General features: G+C 40.6%; 15 protein-coding genes. 10 read left to right on the top strand and 5 right to left on the bottom strand.

The window, feature by feature from the left end:
* Positions 1-18: 18 nt before the first annotated feature.
* Positions 19-4,275 (bottom strand): CotH kinase family protein, encoded by a 4,257-nt coding sequence (locus EV194_RS00830; RefSeq protein WP_132431122.1) that lies wholly within the window; start codon positions 4,273-4,275, stop codon positions 19-21.
* A 272-nt stretch (positions 4,276-4,547) separates the two neighbouring features.
* Between EV194_RS00830 and coaD the strand changes: the two genes are divergently transcribed.
* The 7 genes from coaD to scpA all read left to right on the top strand — a co-directional run bounded on the left by coaD (position 4,548) and on the right by scpA (position 12,531).
* Positions 4,548-5,039: a pantetheine-phosphate adenylyltransferase gene (coaD, locus tag EV194_RS00825; RefSeq protein WP_132431120.1), complete on the top strand. Its 492-nt coding sequence runs from the start codon at positions 4,548-4,550 to the stop codon at positions 5,037-5,039.
* Between the two features lie 71 nt (positions 5,040-5,110).
* Positions 5,111-6,571, top strand: coding sequence for a TlpA family protein disulfide reductase (locus EV194_RS00820; protein ID WP_132431118.1), 1,461 nt, complete (start codon positions 5,111-5,113; stop codon positions 6,569-6,571).
* Positions 6,572-6,583: 12 nt separating this feature from the next.
* Positions 6,584-7,933 (top strand): GntP family permease, encoded by a 1,350-nt coding sequence (locus EV194_RS00815; RefSeq protein ID WP_132431116.1) that lies wholly within the window; start codon positions 6,584-6,586, stop codon positions 7,931-7,933.
* A 100-nt stretch (positions 7,934-8,033) separates the two neighbouring features.
* A complete protein-coding gene (gene mutA, locus EV194_RS00810; RefSeq protein ID WP_132431114.1) occupies positions 8,034-9,899 on the top strand; it encodes a methylmalonyl-CoA mutase small subunit in 1,866 nt (621 codons plus the stop codon).
* A gap of 38 nt (positions 9,900-9,937) precedes the next feature.
* Positions 9,938-10,129: a GxxExxY protein gene (locus EV194_RS17055; RefSeq protein ID WP_243699289.1), complete on the top strand. Its 192-nt coding sequence runs from the start codon at positions 9,938-9,940 to the stop codon at positions 10,127-10,129.
* 5 nt (positions 10,130-10,134) lie between these two features.
* Positions 10,135-10,326 (top strand): GxxExxY protein, encoded by a 192-nt coding sequence (locus EV194_RS17050; RefSeq protein ID WP_243699316.1) that lies wholly within the window; start codon positions 10,135-10,137, stop codon positions 10,324-10,326.
* 54 nt (positions 10,327-10,380) lie between these two features.
* A complete protein-coding gene (scpA, locus tag EV194_RS00800; protein ID WP_132431112.1) occupies positions 10,381-12,531 on the top strand; it encodes a methylmalonyl-CoA mutase in 2,151 nt (716 codons plus the stop codon).
* Positions 12,532-12,611: 80 nt separating this feature from the next.
* On the opposite strand, the gene EV194_RS00795 is transcribed toward scpA, so the two are convergent.
* The 3 genes from EV194_RS00795 to EV194_RS00785 form a co-directional block, all read right to left on the bottom strand.
* Positions 12,612-12,989, bottom strand: coding sequence for a bacteriohemerythrin (locus EV194_RS00795; protein WP_132431110.1), 378 nt, complete (start codon positions 12,987-12,989; stop codon positions 12,612-12,614).
* 26 nt (positions 12,990-13,015) lie between these two features.
* Positions 13,016-13,405 carry a bacteriohemerythrin gene (locus EV194_RS00790; protein WP_132431108.1) on the bottom strand — a complete coding sequence of 130 codons (390 nt, stop codon included), beginning with the start codon at positions 13,403-13,405 and terminating at the stop codon, positions 13,016-13,018.
* A 98-nt stretch (positions 13,406-13,503) separates the two neighbouring features.
* Positions 13,504-13,899 carry a bacteriohemerythrin gene (locus EV194_RS00785; RefSeq protein WP_132431106.1) on the bottom strand — a complete coding sequence of 132 codons (396 nt, stop codon included), beginning with the start codon at positions 13,897-13,899 and terminating at the stop codon, positions 13,504-13,506.
* 290 nt (positions 13,900-14,189) lie between these two features.
* Here EV194_RS00785 and EV194_RS00780 point away from each other — a divergent pair, with 290 nt between their 5' ends.
* The 3 genes from EV194_RS00780 (at position 14,190) to EV194_RS00770 (ending at position 18,839) form a co-directional block, all read left to right on the top strand.
* Positions 14,190-15,767: a methyl-accepting chemotaxis protein gene (locus EV194_RS00780; RefSeq protein WP_132431104.1), complete on the top strand. Its 1,578-nt coding sequence runs from the start codon at positions 14,190-14,192 to the stop codon at positions 15,765-15,767.
* Between the two features lie 152 nt (positions 15,768-15,919).
* Entirely contained in the window at positions 15,920-16,651 is a 732-nt protein-coding gene (locus EV194_RS00775) for a CDP-alcohol phosphatidyltransferase family protein (protein ID WP_132431102.1), read from the top strand.
* A gap of 190 nt (positions 16,652-16,841) precedes the next feature.
* Complete coding sequence (locus EV194_RS00770) at positions 16,842-18,839, top strand: glycoside hydrolase family 97 protein (RefSeq protein ID WP_132431100.1); 1,998 nt, start codon at positions 16,842-16,844, stop codon at positions 18,837-18,839.
* Between the two features lie 94 nt (positions 18,840-18,933).
* Here the strand turns inward: EV194_RS00770 and carB are convergent, their stop codons facing one another.
* Positions 18,934-22,158, bottom strand: a complete 3,225-nt coding sequence (gene carB, locus EV194_RS00765) for a carbamoyl-phosphate synthase (glutamine-hydrolyzing) large subunit (protein ID WP_132431098.1) — start codon at positions 22,156-22,158, stop codon at positions 18,934-18,936.
* Positions 22,159-22,492: the final 334 nt, after the last annotated feature.

Here is a 22,492-nt window from a genome sequence, read left to right as displayed (position 1 = left end):
AACAGGATAAAAATGAATTTATTGAATGATGAATTTTACCACTCGTCCGGTGTTGGCTTCCTGATAGATATATATTCCTCCCGGAAGATGCCCCACCCTTGCTACATTTTTGTTAAACATTCGTCCGACTTCAACTCCCGCCATGTTAAAAATACGGCCTGTTGTTCGCTCACTAAAGTTAATAAAAGTTTCATTAACAGGGTTTGGGTATACTCTTAATTCAGGAAGATTGTTCTCGTCATATTCACCAGGAATACCGGTTGAACCGGATATGTTAATGGAATGAATGGCAAGCATGTCACGTGCCCCACTGGTTTGATCAACTCTTTCTCCTGTGTAATAAAAGAGCCACCTCAGCTGTAAATAGTCTTTATTTAACACCTCCTTAGGAAAGATGATATTTTCGAATGTCTCTATTTCGTTTTCAACAGAAGAACGGTGGTATTCTATTTTGTTACCATGGATGTCTTTCCAGTTTTTCCACTCTGCGCCAATTTCAGTGCGAAATTGAAGTCTTATTCTGTAGGCTCTCGAATTGGCTCTGAGTGTTGAAGCACTCCAGTTTAAAACGATATTATCGGAATTTTGTGTGTTAACGGCAAGCACTAATGCTCCCAAATCCCTTCCTCTTCCGGTATTTATAAAAGATATGCCATTTTCTCCAAGTCCATTGATCCGGGTTCTGCTTTCATTCCTGTATGGAAAACCAATATTGCCGACATCTCCTGCAGCAAAATCCTGTTCAGGGATTTGATAAACACTGTGGAACTTTGCTGATGGTAACGGGTCGTCCGTATCGCTCTGCATAAATATTATATGGTTAGGGAACGTTCCTTCAGGAGCGTTCGCATCCCAATAATTGAAGTGTAATTCAGTGTTGTCAGGGTCTACAGCTTCAGGATAAACAATGGTGTAAAAAGAGCGCTCAAATGGTGGGTTCTGTCCATCTGATGCTGAAATTAGAATTGTTGCACCACCCCTGTTTATCGGCATAATTGTTAGCCTGGAATTGGTTAAATCATAATCAAGAACGTTTTCGTTACTGATTTCGACCGAATAGGTCAGAAGTAGACCTTGTGGTTGGCTGAAAAAATCAGACAAATCTATTATATATGGTCCCGAGTTCTCAATTAGTTTTAACGGATCTCTGAAATAATTGATTTTTATAGGAGGCTGAACAGTTCCATTAAAAGGTTCTCCTTCAAGAGAGACATTGTCAATTCTATTGTTTCCTGTGGTACCTCCCTCATCAGATTCATCAAAATCCATTGAGATTTTGATGGCTAAGTTTTCATTGTTGTCAGTTTCTGGAAGCAGAGCCAGATCAAAACTATGGTACACCGGAATGTCTGTTACGATTATTGTATCAAAAGGAATAAACTCAATTCCATCTGTAGAGTAGGAGATGTATTGACGATTAGCTCCGCTTCCGGATCTCCTTGTTTCATATGCAAAAAGCAAATCCTGATATCCGGTTGATGGAACTTTGAAAACGACCGCGGAGCCAGATGGGTTGTTAACACGCAAATGGGAACCTGCCGGATCATTGTTCTTTGCATTAATGGCCACAAAGCCTTGTCCGGTTCCAGATATTGCTTCACTTGAACCTCCGGGAACGACAGCCAAAGAACCTCCTCCGATTGTATAAGTTGGAGCGAAAAGATTATCCTCATTGTTGAAGTTCCAGTAGTGAATGACAGAAAATGGTTCTCCCAACTGTCCGTCGATCCAATCCAGCCTTCTTTCGAGCCAGTCAATCATCCAGAAAACCTCTTCTTCGTAAGTGTTGCCTATGAACCAGTTGGGCCATATATAATTTCCCAGAATCCTCCATCGTTCAAAATTACGAACCTGAGCTTCACATAAAAGATCATAGTAATCAAGTATCTTGTTTTTAAGAAATGCGTTTGAGAACTTTCCTGTGCGTAAACTTCGGTATCTTTTATTGTACTTTCTTCTAAATTCCTCATCCTCGAATAGTCGGGTGTACCACCCTTTAAGGTATTGTTCCTGATTAAGAAGGATATAATACCAGCCTTCGGGACTCCATCCTTCATTATAATTTGCATTTCCAAGAGATAAATTGAAATCCCATAGGGGACCCGATTTAATTTTTTCTCCTCTTTCTTTGGTGAAAAAAGTACTTAGCCGATATCCGTCAATCTCTTTGGTGACTTCTGTTATCAGATGCATATCAACGAATGACGGAACATCCAGAAAGGCGCGATATCCAACTTTCGGATCCTTGAAATCGTCACCAAACAAGGCTGTTTCCAGAGAGTCGATGTACCCAACAAGATAATCTCTTTGTTGTGGTGTGATGGTGGCTTCATTGGGTCTTACAAAGGCAAAGTGACTGTTTCTGCTGGTATGGAATCCGGATTCTCCCGGGTTTAGGCGGTCATTTTTAAAAATGTATCCGCCGGTAATTTCCGGGTGGTTGTTATGCCATGTCTCCAGATCTTGAATGTTTACATTTCCCGGTGCAACTTTTATGCGTTGCGTCAGCAGGTAAACACCATGATAATGTAATTCGTTAAGCGTTCCTGTTCCGGTGTGTATGAAAAGCTCAACAAATCTGGTGTATGGAGAGTATTGTCCAATTTCATTGCTTAAACCGTAAGAAAAGGCATTGCGCATAAGGGTTTTGTCAGAATAGGGGCCATGTAAAACCCAGTTATGCTCTTCCGGTAATCCCAGAAGAGAAACCTTACCGTTGCTACCATCTTCTTCCTGGATATGAAAACCGTAATTGTTTTTTGGGAAACTTAAAGAACTTGATCCCCTTTTGTTGATGATGATTCTACTTTGGAATTCAGGAATATCAGTAATTTCATTTCTTCCTTCGTGTTCATTGTTGGATATGACCATGTAAGCTGGGGTTCTGCTTCCTGGTGTAATCGGGGTATTGTATCCAAAAATGGTCATCACAGGTAAGTTGGAACTGAACCCCTCCAGACTCTTATGAATAAAAGAAAAGTTGGCTGAAACTATTTCACTTCTCAGTTTTCCTTCCTCGAATGCAGCAGCCCTTAGCTGAGTGGTTTGAGATATAATAAGAGGATTTTCATAAATAGGGCTATCAGCAGTAGGTTTACTTCCGTTTGTGGTATAACGTATGGTTGCCCCATTATTAGAGGATAAACTCACAATTGTATTTTCTCTAAAAATTCCTCCATTGGGATAAATGGTTGGAGTTGTTGCGATCCCGGACACGTAGTTGTCCGGGTTTGGTTTGCCGGGTGTTGGATTCTCAAAATAGACCCACTTTCCCGTTCCATTAGGATAACGGCCATATGAAATGTCGGTCGGAATACGAGTTGGAACCACCTGATCAATAATGAACCCCTCTGGATTAGTCAAAATGATCTCTTCTCCTTTTGAGTCAATCCTGAAATTAGTGTGTAAGTAGCCTCCAGGCACGAAACAGTATTCAGCGCTAATTGGTTCGTCTATGACTCCAGCTGGCATTCTCCATCTCACGGAAAGATGATCTCCACCAATTGCTTCTTTCATTAAAGTTGAAAGATAATAGTAATTCCCTTCTTCAAGGAAAATCGGTAGGGAAGCCTGAGAGGGATATTTATCCCATTGTCGTGGATTTGTCCAGCCAGATACACTCGCAATCAGTGATTGATTTTCCGGAGATGAGTCTGTACTAAGATACAGTTCAGAATTGTCATCGCTGGCAATCCAAAACCTATATTCCCCACTTAAAGGTGGCTTTATCCAGGCAAACATGTGCTGCCCATAATTGTCCCCAATATTTAGAGGAGCTTCGAAGAAACTGGTAATTATGTGACTTAATGTTGGGTGATTGGGAAAACTATGGTGGCTTGTCAGATCGCTTACCTGGGAGCCGGGGATGTTATCGTAAAAACGTCTTTTAATTCCATTTTGCATTTCATTTTTTATGGGTTTCCGGTCTTTGCCGGATGCCCAAACAATAAGCTTTTCCCCTGGTTCTATTAGGTAGTCGGGGAAAATCCACATTCGAATATCGTTATAATCATCTGAAAGACCATAGCCTTTCAGATTAATGATTTCATCACCAATGTTAATAATCTCAATCCAATCTTCAAATGAACCATCCTCATCGGAAATGGTAGAAGAGTTTGAAGCCATGACTTCATTTATCCGGATATGCTGAGCTGAAAGGTTAAATAAAAAAAATGCCGGTGCAACAATTAAAGCAGCTAGTAGTTTTTTGCGTAAGAGATTCTGATTAAAAATGAATTGAGTAAATGTGATCGTTTTTTCTTTCTTAAATATCATTTTTCTTTGTTTATTGCAAATGGCTGGAAAAGAGAAGCCGTGTTTTTACAGGTTTTAAAAATACTCTTTAATTTTCAGTTATTAAAAGTATCAATAACTCATATATTTTAGTTGATGCAGACACTTCAAATGGTTGCTTTTAAAGGTGTTTTAAGTTTTATTTTTGCAGTTAAAGTTATTGATTATTAACTTTCCACGTTAATCAAGAATTAAAGGTTTGCTGTTTCAACTTATTTTTCCAAATTTTACCTTTTCAATAAATCTATGTTTGAATGGAAAGAATAGCAATTTTCCCCGGATCATTTGATCCCTTTACGGTTGGTCACGAGAACATCGTTCGTCGTGGGCTAAAACTTTTTGATAAAATAATTGTAGCGGTTGGTTATAATACCACAAAGAGTTATTATTTCACAATTAATGAACGCGTGGCGTTCATTAAAGCTCAGTTTGAAGACGAGCCGCGTATATTGGTTGAGAGATATGAAAACCTTACCGTGGAGTTTGCTCACGAAAAACAGGCAGACTTTATTCTTCGAGGCATCAGAACAGCTGCCGATTTTGAATATGAACGAGCCATTGCCCAGGTTAATAAACTGATGACCGGAATCGATTCAGTGTTTTTGTTAACCACGCCGGAACATACGCCCGTAAATTCGTCCATTGTTAGAGACATCCTTAAACACAATGGTGATGCATCAAAGTTTATTCCTGTAATAACATATCGAATGATTCAGGACATCAGAGCAGGGAAGGTTAAAGTTTGAAAAATGGCCGGAAGTTTGCTTTGTCATTAGAGCGATGGAAGTTTTTTTAAATACATCATAAACATGTTTAAATGAGGGTTTATATAGTCTGTCTTGTTCTTTGGGGTATAAATGGTGCCGCTTTTGGACAAACCAACAACGATGAAGTTAGATTTTTTGGAAAGAATCCTGAGTATGCCGGATTTAATCTCGTTTTTGAGCGTTATTCAAATTTTATAATTCCTCAAACTGAGCCTTTGGTGACGCTAGCCATTGATGACGATGGCGAGTTTGACTTTACTTTTCCTCTGAATGAAACCCTCCACGCATTCGTTGACCTGGGCAGATACAGAGCGTCCATTTATCTGGAACCCGGTTTGAGCTATCAATTGGTTCTTCCTCCGTTTGAACCTAAAAATCAAGCTGAAAGGCTTAATCCCTTTTTCCAGCCGGAAGAGGTGTTGCTCGGAATTGCAAACGAAGAAGCACGTGCGTTGAACAGAAATATTGTTGAATTCGATGCCATGTTTGAGTTTAATTTCAGCAGGTATGCAACCGATCTGTTTGTGAATGGAAACGTTGCCAGAGCAACAGAAATTGAAGAAATGCTGGAGGAGAGATTTACCTTTGATCATCCTGTTTTTAATCGCCATAAACAGTTCATTTATATGAAATTATGGCGCATGACTGTACGAAGACAAAACAGGACGTTGATTCATCGCTACATGTCAAATCAAGCTGTTGATTATCATTTGCCAGTGTATTGGGAGGTATTCAATGATGTGTTTAAAGGTTTTTTTCCAAACAATCTGGCAGAAGAGGTTCAACAACCAATATTGCGAAGCATTTCCCGCAGGGAAAGTTTTAATTCGATTGCAGACATTGCTGTTCAGGACACAATCTTCAAAAATCGTGAATTTGCGGAAGTGATGTTGTTATATTCTCTTTACGAAGCCTTTTACCAGGAAAATCTAGCACCTGAAACCGTATTTGCCATAACATCTGATGCTGTACATACAGCATCAACACCTGAAACCCGGGAAATGGCGCGTCAGTTTCACCGAAAACTTTCAATGCTTCGCACAGGTACCGAAGCTCCGGGTTTTACCTTGTTGGATCGAGAGGGAAATTATAGGAGCCTGGAAGATTTCAGGGGTAAATTTGTCTATTTAAATTTTATGCATACTGCAAACTTTTCGGCATTGCGGGATATGCAGTCATTGGTCAGGATTCAGGAAGTTTTTCGTGAGCAATTACATGTTGTGACCATCATTGTGGATGAGGATTTTGAAGCAATGACAAGGTTTTTGGATCGGCATCCATCTTATGATTGGACGTTTTTACACTTTGCTTCTGCCCCAACTGTATTGTTTGATTACAATATCATGGCAGTTCCTGCCTATTATTTAATAAATCCTGAAGGGGTTCTCTCTTTGTCGCCGGCGCCTACACCAGACGAAAATTTCAGAGCACGGTTTGCCGACCGTTACAGATCATGGCAAAGAGAGCAGCTTCGGCGTAATCCTCCAGAGCGCAGGTCAATATTCAGATAAAACCTTTTGCCTATGTCCGGTATTTTTCTTGCATTGGTGGTGGTTGCAGCAGTAGTCCTGTTGCTTTTATTGGTATTAAGACTTAAGATCAATGCTTTTATAGCATTGATAATAACTGCTATGTTTGTTGGCATCGCAAGTGGATTGCCATTTCAAACAGTACTTGACAGCATTCAGAAGGGCATGGGAGGGACTCTTGGTTTCGTAGCAACTGTTGTGGGGTTGGGTGCTATATTTGGCCAGATGTTGGAAAGTTCAGGAGGGGCGGAAGCTCTCGCAAGGTATCTGGTTAAAAAGTTTGGACAGAAAAAAGCACCATATGCGATGGTGCTTTCCGGTTTTTTTATTGGGATTCCGGTGTTTTTCGATGTTGGTTTTATCATCTTAATTCCCATAGTATATGCTTTAGCGCGGGATACCAAACTCTCTTTGCTGTATTACGGTATTCCTTTGTTGGCCGGACTTGCCGTGACTCATTCCTTTATTCCACCCACGCCGGGTCCAGTCGCTGTGGCTGAAATCATTAGTGCACAGTTAGGGTATGTCATTCTGTTTGGTTTTTTGCTCGGAATTCCTGTGGCTATTCTCGCAGGTCCTGTTTTTGGGCGATACATCAGTAAGAAGATAATGGTTTCTCCGCCGGATTTTTTTGAGGAAGCCAATACTTCTGAAGAGAAACTACCTCCTTTCGGTCAGATTATCTGGATAATACTGATCCCACTCATATTAATTTTACTGGCCACCATTACAAATGTAATGGTGACAAGGGAAGTGATTGAAAAAGGGGTATTCCCGGATCTGTTGATGTTTATAGGGCATCCTTTTTCTGCCTTAATCATTGCTACGCTGGTTGCCATATACTTTCTAGGGCTTCGGCGGGGATTTAAGAAAAAGGAAATTCTGGATTTAAGCACCAAAGCATTAGGTCCGGCCGGAATCATTATTTTGGTAACGGGGGCAGGAGGTGCATTGAAGGAGGTCTTGGTTGACAGTGGTATTGGTGATGTTCTAGCAGGTGCTTTGGCTAAATCGGCGTGGCCTCCGGTGCTCCTGGCATGGGCATTGGCCGCCTTGGTAAGAATAACCCAGGGCTCTGCAACGGTTGCTATGATTACGGCAGCCGGAATTATGGCTCCTCTGTTGGTTGCTTTCGATTTGAGCGAAATGCACAGAGCTCTTATCGTATTGGCCATCAGTTCAGGAGCAACCATATTATCTCATGTAAACGACAGCGGTTTTTGGTTGGTTGGCAAGTATCTTGGATTGGACGAAAAACAAACACTCCAATCATGGACTGTTATGGAAACCATCATAGCAGTTTCAGGTCTTGCTCTCACTCTACTGGTTAGTTTTTTCGTTTAATCTGATTGACTGCTTTTAAACACTTTAATAATTCTTTCGAATCTGGAACAAAAGAAGTACTTTTGCGGCCTGTAAACTCGCATTATAAAACAGTTACATTATGGCAGATAAATCAAATCAACCGTTGTTTGCAGATTTCCCTCCTGTTTCCACACAGGAGTGGATGGATAAAATAACAGCGGATCTCAAAGGTGCTGACTTTGAGAAAAAACTCGTTTGGAAAACCAACGAGGGTTTTAGTGTGAAACCATTCTACCGTGAGGAAGACCTGGAGCAATTCAGTTATCTGAACTCTCTTCCTGGAGAATTTCCTTATGTGCGCGGAACCAAGAACACCAACAAATGGTTCGTTCGTCAGGACATTGTGGTGAATGACCCAAAAACAGCCAACGAAAAAGCACTTGCTCTGCTAACCAAAGGAGTGAGCTCTCTTGGGTTCTTTTTTGAGGATGAGAACCTTATCTCTAAGGAGAGTGTGTCGCAACTTCTGAAGAATTTGGTGTCAAATGATGTGGAACTCAATTTCAGTACCCGCCATGGCAACAAAAAACTGCTGCAATTGGTGATCGCTGAATTCGGTTCTCAAAACCGCGACATGGAGAAGGTTGCCGGATCTATTAATTTTGATCCGATAGGGCAACTGACTATTTCCGGAAAATCTTGTGAAACCATTGAAAAAACAATGGTTCACGTCGCTGAAGTGGTCAGCGAAGCAAAGAATTTGCCAGCTTTTCAAACCATAACTGTAAATGGGCGCTATTTTGGCAATGCCGGTTCAACCATTGTACAGGAGCTGGCTTTTGCCTTATCAATGGGGAATGAATACTTGGCTCAATTAACCGAGCGTGGCATAAATATTAATGATGCCGCAAAATCCATTCGTTTTAATTTGAGCGTAGGCTCAAATTACTTTATGGAAATTGCCAAACTTCGAGCTGGTCGTTTATTGTGGTCGACCATCGTTCGGGAATATAAGCCATCGGGCAATGATGTGTGCAAAATGATTGTTCATTCTGAAACCTCAGAATTCAATAAAACAGTTTACGATCCTTATGTTAACATGCTGCGTACTCAAACTGAGGCCATGTCTGCATCAATAGGCGGTTGTCACTCTCTTACCGTTCAGCCTTTTGATAAGGTGTTCAGAACTCCGGGAGAAATCAGTGAGCGGATTGCAAGAAATCAGCAATTGCTGCTAAAAGAGGAGTCATATTTCAGCATGATTACCGATCCTTCTGCCGGAAGTTATTACATTGAAGCACTTACCGACAGCATTGCTAAAGAAGCATGGAGCTTGTTTCTTGCTGTGGAAGAAAAAGGCGGATATATCTCTGCTCTGAAAGAGGGCTTTATTCAAAACCAGATTAAAGAAGCTGCCGATACGCAACGCAAAACTCTGGCTCAACGCAGATCTGTAATGGTTGGAACCAACCAGTACCCCAATACATCAGAAAAAGTGGCAGAGTCAATAGATGAGGCATTGGTTAACAAAGCCGGCGTTGAAGGAGGCGATATTGAACCAATACGCTTGTTCCGTTGTGCCGAAGAGTTTGAAGCATTGCGATTCGCCACCGAAAAAGCCGCCAAAAGACCTAAGGTCTTTATGTTGACCTACGGAAATCTGGCCATGCGACTAGCTCGTTCTCAGTTCTCTGGTAATTTCTTTGGATGTGCCGGATATGAAATCATCGACAACTTAGGCTTTGCTACTGTTGAAGAGGGTGTTGATGCTGCCATTAAAGCAAATGCAGATATTGTAGTTCTTTGCTCATCCGATGATGAATATACCGAAGCTGCTCCTCTTGCATTTGAAAAATTGGACGGAAAGGCACAGTTCGTTGTTGCCGGGGCACCTGCTTGCATGGATGAATTGAAAGCCAAAGGCATTGAACATTTTATAAATGTTCGCAGCAACGTGCTTGAAACTTTGCAAGGGTTTAATAAACTGTTGAATATTAATTTCTAAACGCAGAGACGCTAAGACGCTGAGTTTTTTCAGAGAATATGCAAAGGGATTTACTCAACCATATTTCATCTCAAATAATTGGCGGAGCCATTGATGTTCACAAGGAATTGGGTCCGGGATTACTTGAGTCTGTTTATGCCGAATGTCTTGCAAAAGAACTGAGGAATAATGGCCTTCTTGTTGAAGAGCAAGTCGGGTTGCCTTTAAAATTTATAAAGGTGAAGTATTGAGTAAAATGTTTTATCTTGATTTTTTAATAGAGAAGGAGATAATTATAGAACTAAAGGCTGTTGAAGAGATCCATCCTGTTCACGAGGTTCAGTTGGTCACTTATTTGAAATTGGCCGGGAAGCGTTTGGGTTTATTAATAAATTTCAATGTTCCGGTACTACAGAAGGGGATCTACCGAAAAGTGAATAACTTTTAGACAATAAATTAAAATCTTTGTGACTCTGTGTCTTTGCGTTAAAAATGAAATAAAATGAAACCAGATTTTTCAAAAATATCATTTCAAAAAGAGCCATGCGGAGCCAGTGCTGCCGGATGGGCTCAAAAAAACGGGATTAAAAAGGACTGGGTTACACCGGAACGCATTCCCGTTAAACGTGTCTATACCAAGGAAGACCTGGCCGGAATGGAGCATCTGAACTATGCTGCCGGACTGCCTCCTTTCCTTCGTGGGCCATACTCCGGTATGTACGCCATGCGTCCATGGACAATTCGTCAGTATGCCGGATTTTCCACAGCTGAGGAATCTAACGCATTTTACCGCAGAAACCTGGCTGCCGGACAGAAAGGTCTATCGGTAGCATTTGACCTGGCTACACACCGTGGCTACGATTCCGATCACGAACGAGTAGTTGGAGATGTAGGAAAAGCAGGTGTAGCCATTGATTCCATTCTGGACATGAAGGTGTTGTTTGATGGAATTCCATTGGATAAGATGTCGGTATCAATGACCATGAATGGTGCTGTATTGCCGGTAATGGCTTTTTATATTGTAGCCGGACTTGAACAGGGTTGTAAGCTTGAAGACCTGTCAGGAACCATTCAGAACGATATTTTGAAGGAGTTCATGGTACGTAACACATATATTTATCCACCGGAGTTTTCAATGAAGGTGATTGCTGACATTTTTGAATATACCTCGAAGTATATGCCTAAATTCAACAGCATCTCCATCTCGGGATACCACATGCAGGAAGCTGGTGCCACCGCCGATATCGAGTTGGCTTATACATTGGCCGATGGATTGGAATATCTTCGTACCGGAGTAGATGCCGGGCTGAGCGTTGATGCTTTTGCACCGCGTCTATCATTCTTCTGGGCAGTAGGGATGAACCATTTTATGGAAATCGCCAAAATGCGTGCTGCGCGCATGTTGTGGTCGAAGATTGTAAAGCAGTTCGATCCTAAAAATCCAAAATCTCTGGCTTTGAGAACTCACTCTCAAACTTCAGGATGGTCACTAACCGAACAGGATCCGTACAACAATGTTGGTCGTACCTGTATCGAAGCCATGGCAGCTGCTTTGGGTCACACTCAATCATTACACACCAATGCATTGGATGAAGCCATCGCCTTGCCAACTGATTTCTCTGCACGTATTGCACGTAACACCCAGTTGTTTATCCAGGAGGAGACACAAATTTGTCGCGCCATCGACCCATGGGCCGGTTCTTATTACGTGGAAGCACTTACCAACGAACTGGCTGAAAAAGCTTGGACTCTGATTCAGGAGGTTGAGGAGATGGGAGGAATGGCAAAAGCCATTGAGACCGGATTACCCAAAATGAGAATTGAAGAAGCGGCAGCACGTACACAGGCAAAAATTGACAGTGGCAAACAGGTGATTGTTGGAACCAATCGTTTCCGTCTTGAGAAAGAAGATCCCATTGACATTCTCGACATTGACAATACTGCAGTACGTAAGTCTCAAATTGAGCGTTTGCAGAAGTTAAGAGCAGAAAGAAACGAAGTGGAGGTACAGGCAGCTTTAAAAGCCATTACCAAATGTGTGGAAACCGGTAAAGGTAACCTGTTGGAACTTGCTGTTGATGCAGCTCAAAAACGCGCATCATTGGGTGAAATTTCTTATGCATGTGAAACCATAGTAGGAAGATATAAAGCTGTGATACGTTCAATTCATGGAGTTTACTCCTCAGAGGCCGGTGATGACAACGACTTTGCCAAAGCTCAGGAACTGGCACGCAATTTTGCAGAAATCGAAGGTCGTCAGCCACGTATTATGGTGGCTAAAATGGGACAGGATGGCCACGACCGCGGGGCAAAAGTTGTAGCAACCGGTTATGCCGACATCGGTTTTGATGTGGATATGGGGCCTTTGTTCCAAACTCCAGCCGAGGCTGCCAAGCAAGCCGTAGAAAACGATGTGCATGTAATGGGAGTTTCTTCCCTTGCCGCCGGACACAAAACGCTTGTTCCACAAGTTATTGAGGAGCTTAAGAAACTTGGCCGTGAAGACATTATGGTGATTGCCGGTGGTGTAATTCCTAGTCAGGATTACCAATTCCTATATGATTCGGGAGTTGTTGGTATTTTTGGCCCCGGAACCTCCGTTGCTAAAGCAGCCATCGATATTCTTAATTTGTTGCTGGAAGTACGTAAGTAATCATTCAGGTAAAATGATAAACAAAAACAGGGGTTGCCACTACGGCAACCCCTGTTTTTTGTATTAAGATTATAATGAGTTCAGTTTTTTAGCTTCATATCCTCATTGAGGATATGATGAACAATCCAATCCTTAATAAAATTAGTAACTTCAAAGGAGACCATCATCTTCCCACTCCTGAATTTTTCATAGAAGTCGTTTGCTTTAGACATAAATTCCTTATGCTCTTTTGAGTGTTCTTCTATGTTCTGATAATTTATGCTTTGCATATATTTCTCCTCATTGGAGAAATGGGATTCTGCATATTTTAGTAGCCTTTGAATGAGTATATCAAGATTTTCTTTTGATGAATTTATCCTTAAACCTTCATAAAACTCATTGAGTGACTTTATGAGAGTTTTGTGCTCTTCATCTATTTGTGGCACATCAATGCTGTATTCTTTTTTCCATTCAATCATAAATCATTGAAGTTTTCAGTGCATACCTATTTTTCTGCGAAAGCTGCATATTGTTTGTCTTCAGTCATGATGTGATTGGTAATCCAATCCTTAATGAAGTTGGTAACTTCAAAGGATACCAACAGCTTCCCGCTTTTAAATTTGGTGTAAAAATCCTCTGTTTTGGCAATGAATTCACGATGTTCTTTTATGTGGTCTTCGATTTTCGGATAATTGATAGAACGCATAAAATCTTCTTCATTGGTAAAGTGAGTCTTTGTGTAGTTGATCAGATTTTCAATCAATCGACTCATATTTTCATTAGAGGCCTTATTTCTCAGTCCTTCATAAAAATCATTCAGCGCTTTAAAAAGAGATTGGTGTTCATTGTCAATTGTTTGATTGTTGACGCTAAAATTGTCATTCCATTTAATCATTGTTTGAATACTTCTTAGGTTAAATTAATTAGGTGCTTAATTGGTTTAAGAATGTGAAAATAAAAAATGTCTGGCTAAAATCAAATGTTTATGGATGGCTACTGGCCATCCACATATCTTGCATATTGCTGATCGGTTCCTTTTATGTGATTGATGAGCCAAGTTTTAAGGAAGTTGGTTACCTCAAGGGAAAGGATTAGTTTTCCGTCCTTTATTTTTTCATAAAAGCCGGTGATTTTGTCAACATAAAATGCATGTTTTTCCTGATGCTCTTTCAAATCAGGATAGTTTACCGATTTCATAAACTCTTCTTCGCTGGCAAAGTGATATTTGGTGTAATCAAGCATTGCAAGAACAAGTTGTTCCAGTTTTTCTTTAGGACTACCATCTAGAATTCCCTGGTAGAAGTTGTTCAGGATTTCTATCCATTTTTGGTGTTCTTTATCCAGTCCTTCGTTTGATACAGATAAATCCGGCGTCCATTTTACTTGCATAATACAACGTTTTAGTAAAGTTTATATAGTCATTTCTTAATACGAGTAGGATCGTTATTAAGTTCTATTTGTTAATGACTTTTTAATCAAACTGAATTTAATTGTAGTTCATAATAAGGAATAGTGATTAAAGTGTTCATTTTTTGTTTTTACCATTATGTTTTCAAGCTTTCGTTCATCTGATATTTTAAAAAAGCTATAATTAAGTTAAATATGAAACCTCTTTTTTTACTCCTCGTAATTATGCTCATTATTATGAACTTGTCAGACATCCCATTAAAACCATAACAATGATCAAAAGGTTCTTTTCAAAGCTGAAAAATAAGATTGCACTTTTTACCGGTGTAGCTATGTTAATTTTAGCGGCACTAATTACATCAACATTTTCTTACATTACATACCGCAATGGAGTGCGGCAAATAGAAGATCTTGAGGTTAGGTTGATGGACAATCTTGACCTGTTATTAATTAGTGAAGTGGAAACAGCTGTTTCAATGTTGAAGGGTTTTAATGATAAAATTATATCGGGAGAGCTTGGATATGAAGAAGGAACCCGTTTAGCGGCAGATGTTTTGAGAGAATTGAGATTTGGTGAAGAAGGCTATTTTTGGGCCGATACCAAAGATGGGACCAATGTTGTATTACCGGGAAGTACAGGGGTGGAAGGTTTTAATCGAATTGACCTGGTTGATTCCCACGGGAATGAATTCATAAAAGATATCTTAAACGCAGGGATTTCCGGAGGGGGATTTGCCGAGTATTGGTTTCCAAAATTAGGGGAGACTGAGGCTTTGCCTAAAAGAGGATACTCTTTATTGTTTGAGCCTTTTGGCTGGGTTATAGGTACCGGTCTTTATTATGACGATATTGAAGAAGCGGTTCAAGCCATACGCGTTCAACGTCAGGAGGATCTGAGAAGAACCATAGTTTGGGTAGTCACAATGGCATTGATAATTGTGCTTTTGGGATTGGGTTTTGCCTATTATGTTGGTTTAAAAATATCCAATCCAATATCAGATTTGTCAAATAAAACCAGGGAAGTTGCCGGAGGAAATCTCTCAGTTGAGGTGGAATCAAGATTGAATGATGAGGTGGGAGATTTGTCACGTTCATTGGCAAATATGATAAAAAAGTTGCAGCAGATTGTAATGGAAATTTCAGAAGGAGCATCTAATGTGGTGGTTGCTTCTCAACAAATGAGCAGTGCCTCCCAAATAATTGCTGATGGAGCAACGGAACAAGCAGCTTCAACCGAGGAGATTGGGACTTCAATGGAGGAAATGGTTTCGAGTATAATGCAGAACACCGATAACGCTAATAAGGCGGATTCTGTTGTAAATGAGTCTGAGCAGAGTATGGCACAGTTAACCGAAGCATTTAAAGAAACTCTGGAGGCCATGGAGCAAATCACCTCCCGAATTACCATTATCAAGGAAATCAGTACGCAAACCAATTTGCTTGCGCTTAATGCTGCGGTTGAAGCCGCACGAGCCGGAGATGCCGGAAGAGGATTCAGTGTGGTAGCCGGCGAGGTTAAAAAGTTGTCGGAAAATACCCAACGTGCCGCCAATGATATTTCGCAATTAAGCAAGAATAGTCTGGCTGTGGCTAAACATGCCTGGGAATTACTTGAAAAACTGATTCCGGAGTTTCAGCAAACAGCAATTTTGGTTAAGGAGATTTCTGCATCCAGTGGAGAACAAAGAACTGGAGCCGATATGATCAATGCTGCTGTGCAATCAATGGTTAATGTGACCAACCAGAACTCTGCTTCTTCAGAGGAGTTGGCTTCAAGTTCCGAAGAATTAGCAGCTCAGGCAGAAAGTTTGAAGGATGCTGTAAGTTTTTTCAAATTTAAGTCGAGTTGACGCAGCGCTGCAACAAGCCATTTTTTTTGTTATGATTTCCAATATTTAGATTTTATGCATTAGCTTTGTCACGATTCATTTTGTGTACGCAGAATGAATCTGAATGATTGAAAATCGGATCTGTTTCATGATCATTTTAAATTGATGAAGCTATGAAGCTAAAACAGCATATTCCAAACGCAATAACAAGTTTAAATCTTTTTTTTGGAACGGTAGGAATTTACCTTGCAATTGCCGGTAGGCCGGATTTAACAGCCTGGTGCATTTTAGCTGCTGCACTGCTTGATTTTATGGATGGATTTGCAGCCAGAATGCTCAATGCATACAGCGATATAGGAAAAGATCTGGATTCGCTTGCTGATCTGATCAGTTTTGGGGTTGCTCCTGCTGCCGTTTTCTCGTCATTGATTCATTTTCATTACACAGGCACCTGGGGTGGGGCATTTCTTTCTCTCCCTTTTCTGCAAATGTTGATGGTGCTTACACCTTTTGTGTTGGCAGTTTTTGCCGCTCTTCGTTTGGCGAAATTTAACAACGATGATCGACAGAGCGATACATTTTTGGGATTAACCACCACAGCAACCGGGATGTTTGCAGTTTCTCTGGCGTATCTCATCGTAGTACGAGAAGGTGCCTGGCTTCAACTTACAAATCCTTTGGTGGTGATTTTTATTGTACTGGTTTTTTCTGCACTTTTAGTGAGTGAGATGCCAATGTTTTCACTTAAGTTCTCTCATTTTAAATGGAAAGGAAATAAGCCCCGTTTCCTTCTTATGGCACTTTCATTATTGGCTATTATATTTACGGGAGTTGGCGCTTTTGCGTTTATAATTCCTTTATATATAGTCTTGTCGTTGTTCTTAACCATGAACAAAAGTTCGTAGTATCACACAAAGGGAGGGAATCATCTTTTCTATATAAATTGCAGGTTTAGTAAACATTTGCACCCCTGTTTCACGAGTTAATATTACATTTTATCCATAACCGTAATACATTCTTACCCTGTCAGAATTCTGATATATTTGTTAATTTGTATTCCGTTAGGAATGCTAATGTTAATTTGAATATATTATTATGAAGAGACTCTTTTTTATTTCATTATTTGTAGGATTGTTGCTGAATGCTTGTGGTGACAAAGATACAGCAACTGTTTCATCACCCGATCGAAATGTGCAGGTTAAGTTCGAATTGGTTGATGGAGAACCTTTTTATAGCGTAACATATAATGGCCGTAAGGCCATTGAGCCATCTGCCATGGGGTTTATACTTCGTGATCAGGCTCCGCTAAAAGACAATTTTAAAATTGTAGATACACGCTTTTCAACTCAAGATGAAGTTTGGGAGCAGGTGTGGGGAGAGAAGCAGTTTATTCGTGATCATCACAACGAATTGTGGATTGATCTTCAGGAAGATGGGGGCGAAGAGCGAATCATGAGCATTGTCTTCCGGGTTTTCGATAATGGAGTAGCTTTTCGCTACATCATACCTGAGCAGGAAAACATTGGTGAATTTGTGATCATGGATGAGTTGACTGAATTTGCCATGACCGGCGATCATAGAGCATGGTGGATTGGGGCATATCAGGAACACAGGTATGAGTATCTTTATGAAGAAACGCCCATCAGCAGAATGGATACGGTGCATACACCTGTTACGTTTCAAACCAATGATGGAATGTATATTTCTCTTCATGAAGCTGCATTGGTCGATTATGCAAGCTATACCGTAGCTCCGCTAGGAAATAACAGGTTGAAAACTGATCTGGTTCCCTGGGCTGATGGAACAAAAGTGAGAACACAATCGCCTATGCAAACTCCTTGGAGAACCATACAATTGGCGGAAAAACCTGGTGACCTTATCACAAACTACATGGTTTTGAACCTGAATGAACCTAACAAACTTGATGATTTATCATATATTGAACCCAATAAATATATGGGAATATGGTGGTCTCTTCATATTGGTAAAAGAACGTTTTGGCTGGGGCCAATTCATGGCGCCACAACCGAGAATGCTAAATATTATATCGATTTTGCTTCCAAACATGGGATTCCTCGTTTATTGATTGAAGGTTGGAACCCCGGGTGGACTATGGAGTGGTATCTGGATGCCATGCATGAGTTTGTATTTACTGAAACTGTTCCCGGCTTTGACCTTACGGAAGTTGTAAACTATGGTAAGGAAAGAGGAGTTAAAATTGTTGGATATCACGAAACCGGATCAAATCTTATCAATTATTTGGAACAAATAGATGAAGGTTTCCAGTTATACAAGGATCATGGCATAAATGATATAAAGATTGGACAGGTAGGAACCCGATTAAATATGAAGGAGTGGCACCATGGTCAGTTTGGTGTAAACTATTATGCTTATGTTGTTCAGAAAGCACACGAATATCAACTTGCTATTAATTTTCATGAGCCGATTAAACCCACCGGTTTAAGAAGAACTTATCCAAACATAATGACAGCCGAGGGTATTCGAGGGCAGGAATATAATGCATGGAGTGAAGGTAATCCCCCAAACCATTATACCATTTTCCCGTTCACCAGAGCTTTGGCAGGACCTATTGATTATACTCCCGGCATTTTTGATGTGATGATTAAATATCGCGAAGGACGCAGAGTGCATACCACTGTTGCAAAGCAGTTGGCTCTATATGTTCTGGTTCATTCCCCGATTCAAATGTTGGCAGATTTACCTGAGAATTATGACGGACATCCGGCTTTCCAGTTTTTGCTTGATGTACCTGTTGACTGGTATGATACCCAGGTTATTGATGCAGAAATTGGTGAGCATATCACGAAAGTGCGTCGTGACAGACACAGCGAAGAGTGGTATCTTGGTAGTGTGACCAATGAGAAGGCTCGTGAGTTCAACTATCAATTGTCTTTTCTTGATAAGGGGCGTACCTATCTGGCTCAAATTTATGCAGATGGCGAAGGAGCTGATTGGGAAACCAACCCTGAACCGGTTGCTATTTCAGAAATGGAAGTGGATAGTAATACCATTTTTAATATAAAATTGGCTGCCGGAGGTGGGCAAGCTGTTAGGTTTGTTCCCTTAAATTAGGTGCTCAATTAGAATCTATCAGTAATTATTGTTTATATAAAAACCGATGCTATATTTTTAGCATCGGTTTTTTTGATTTTATTACGTTTAAAAACTATTTATACTCATCCCAGCTCTTAATCGAAATATCATCCATACTCATTCTGCAGAATGAGTTGATAAAGGCACTTGCAAGTCTCGCATTGGTTATCAGTGGAATATTAAAATCAATGCTGCTGCGTCGGATTTGATATCCGTTTTTCAACTCTCCCTTTGTCAGGTTTTTGGGTATGTTGATGACCAAATCAAGCTTTTTATCTCTGATAAAGTCCATGGTGTTTGGTTGTTTTTCCGGTTCATCGGGCCAGTGTAGAAGGGTGGTTTTAACCCCGTTCTCTTCAAAAAACCTGTGGGTTCCGGAAGTTGCAAACAGATTATAACCTTTCTCGGAAAGAAGTCTTGCACTGGAAAGTAATTCTATTTTATCCCTCAATGGACCAGACGAAATCAGGATGTTTTTCTCAGGAACCCGATACCCAACAGAAAGCATTGACTGCAAAACGGCGTCGTAGTAATTGGTTCCAATACATCCAACCTCCCCTGTAGATGCCATGTCCACTCCAAGAACCGGGTCGGCTTGCAATAATCTGGCAAAAGAAAATTGAGGAGCCTTTATTCCTACATAGTCCAGTTCGAAAAGACTTTTATTGGGCTTTTCAACCGGCAGTCCCAACATCACTCTGGTAGCAATATCTATCAAATTGACTTTAAGCACCTTTGAAACAAACGGGAAACTGCGGGATGCTCTCAGGTTACATTCAATAACTTTAATGTCGTTATCTTTTGCAAGCAACTGCATATTGAACGGTCCCGAGATATTAAGTGCAGCAGCAATTTTCCTCGAAATTTGTTTTACCCGTCGAATGGTTTCAATATATATCTTTTGTGGCGGAAATACAATGGTGGCATCTCCTGAATGCACTCCTGCAAACTCTATGTGTTCAGATATGGCATAAGCCACTACCTCTCCATTTTTTGCTACCGCATCTATTTCGATCTCTTTTGCCTGTTCAATGAATTCAGATACCACAACCGGATATTGTTTGGATACATTGGCGGCCAGTTCCAGGAAATGTTGAAGTTCCTCTCGGTTACTTACTACGTTCATGGCTGCACCTGACAGAACATAAGAGGGGCGAACAAGAACCGGAAACCCAACCTCATCCACAAAAGTATAAATGTCTTCAATGGAGGTCAGTTCGCTCCATCGTGGTTGATCTATTTTTAAATCATCCAGAAGTGAGGAGAATTTTTGACGGTTTTCTGCGCGGTCGATATCCTCAGGTGAAGTTCCTAATATGGGGATGTTTTGGCGGTGCAGTCGCATGGCCAAGTTGTTGGGAATCTGACCTCCCATTGAAATAACAACCCCTTTAGGAGATTCTAGGTCAGCAATGTCCAGTACCCGTTCAAGCGTTAATTCATCAAAAAACAGGCGACTACAAACATCGTAGTCAGTACTTACTGTTTCCGGGTTGTAATTGATCATCACACTTCGAAAGCCCTGCTCATTCACTGTTTCTACAGCATTAACACTACACCAGTCGAATTCTACACTGCTCCCAATTCTGTAGGCTCCGGATCCTAGAACCACTACCGAACGACCATCTTTTTCAAACTCAACATCGTGATGCGTGCCATTATAGGTAAGATAGAGATAGTTAATTTGTGCCGGAAATTCGCCTGCGAGGGTGTCAATTTGTTTGACAACCGGAAGAATTGCTCTCTTTTTTCTGTGTTCCCTTACTTGTAACAACCCCTCTTCCATCTGGTGATCATGGGTTTTAAGAACAATTCGTGAAATCTGGAAATCTGAATAGCCAAGTTTTTTCGCCTCAATCAGAAGTTCGTCAGGCAATTCTTCAAGAGAAGAATATTCTCCCAGTTTTTCTTTTAGATCAGTAATGTTTTTAAGTTTCTCCAGAAACCATCTGTCTATCTTACTGAGGTCATGTATTTCATCAACGCTCATTCCTTGTTCAAGCGCTTCGGCAATGGCAAAAACTCTTTGGTCGGTCGGTTCGGTCAATTCTGTCCGCACATCTTTGTTTTTCAGTGGCTGATTTCCAACAAATCCGTGCATTCCCTGACCAACCATTCGCAAGCCTTTCTGGATTGCTTCCTCGAAAGTACGTCCAATGGCCATGATTTCACCAACGCTCTTCATGCTTGAGCCAATCTGGCGCGATACGCCCGTGAATTTATTCAAGTCCCATCTGGGAATTTTACAAACCACGTAATCCAAGGCTGGTTCAAAAAATGCCGATGTAACCTTTGTTACGGAATTCTTAAGTTCGTGCAATCCATAACCAAGTCCCAGTTTTGCTGCCACAAACGCCAGCGGATACCCGGTGGCTTTCGATGCCAGCGCACTTGAACGGGATAGCCTTGCATTAACCTCTATGACACGATAATCTTCTGAATATGGATCAAGTGCATACTGTACATTACATTCACCTACAATTCCAATATGCCTTATTATCTTAATGGCGAGTTCTCGTAGTTTATGATATTCTGAGTTGGATAAGGTTTGCGATGGTGCCACAACAATACTCTCTCCGGTATGAATTCCAAGAGGATCGAAATTTTCCATATTACAAACCGTAATACAGTTGTTGTATGCATCTCTTACGACTTCGTATTCTACTTCTTTCCATCCTTTTAACGACTCTTCTACCAATATTTGGTTAGAGTATGAGAAGGCGTTATCAGCACGGAGTTTCAACTCTTCGGGATTTGAGCAGAATCCGCTGCCCATTCCTCCAAGTGTGTAGGCTGCTCTGACGATAATGGGATATCCCATTTTCTCTGCCGCCTTTAATGCGTCATTCACAGTGGTGACAGCCTTGCTTCTAGGAGTTTTAACATCAATTTCAGCCAGTTTTCCTGCAAAAATTTCACGGTCTTCTGTATCAATAATCGATTGAACCGGTGTTCCCAATACTTCAACATTGTATTTTTCCAGAATTCCCTGTTCAAACAGCTTTACGCCGCAGTTGAGTGCCGTTTGGCCGCCAAAAGAAAGGAGAAGTCCTTCGGGCTTCTCCTTTATCAATACCTGCTCAACAAAATAAGGGGTTACCGGAAGAAAATAAATCTTATCTGCCAGTTTCTCTGAAGTTTGAACTGTGGCAATGTTGGGATTGATAAGGATGGTGTAAACGCCTTCTTCTTTTAAAGCTTTAATGGCTTGCGAGCCTGAGTAATCAAACTCACCGGCTTCGCCAATTTTTAATGCTCCCGAACCAAGGATTACAACCTTGTTTACATGTTTTTTCATGCGAATGATGATATTTAGATAGATTTAGGAATCTTATTTGTGCAAATTTACATCATCTTTAAACAAAAATCATGTATATGATGATACTTTTTTTGTATATTTTTTGAATATGCAGAAATATTCACGCTTTCAGAGGGTGTTAAAAAATGTGGTTTAAAAACCACATTTTACAGGTGTTTGAATATTTTTTATCAAAACCGGAAAAAATACCTCCATTTCTTTTTGGATTGAATAATATTGTATAAATTTGCACTTTACTTGAATAATTATTCAGGTTTATGAAAAGGGGATAGCCATTTTACATCATCGATTGGTTAAGCCCCTCGCTCTTTTT

This window comes from Natronoflexus pectinivorans, from assembly GCF_004345615.1.
In the GTDB taxonomy this organism is placed as follows: Bacteria; Bacteroidota; Bacteroidia; order Bacteroidales; family Marinilabiliaceae; genus Natronoflexus; species Natronoflexus pectinivorans.
The sequence above is the reverse complement of the archived record's forward strand: the minus strand, read 5'-3'. Positions and strand labels throughout refer to the sequence as shown.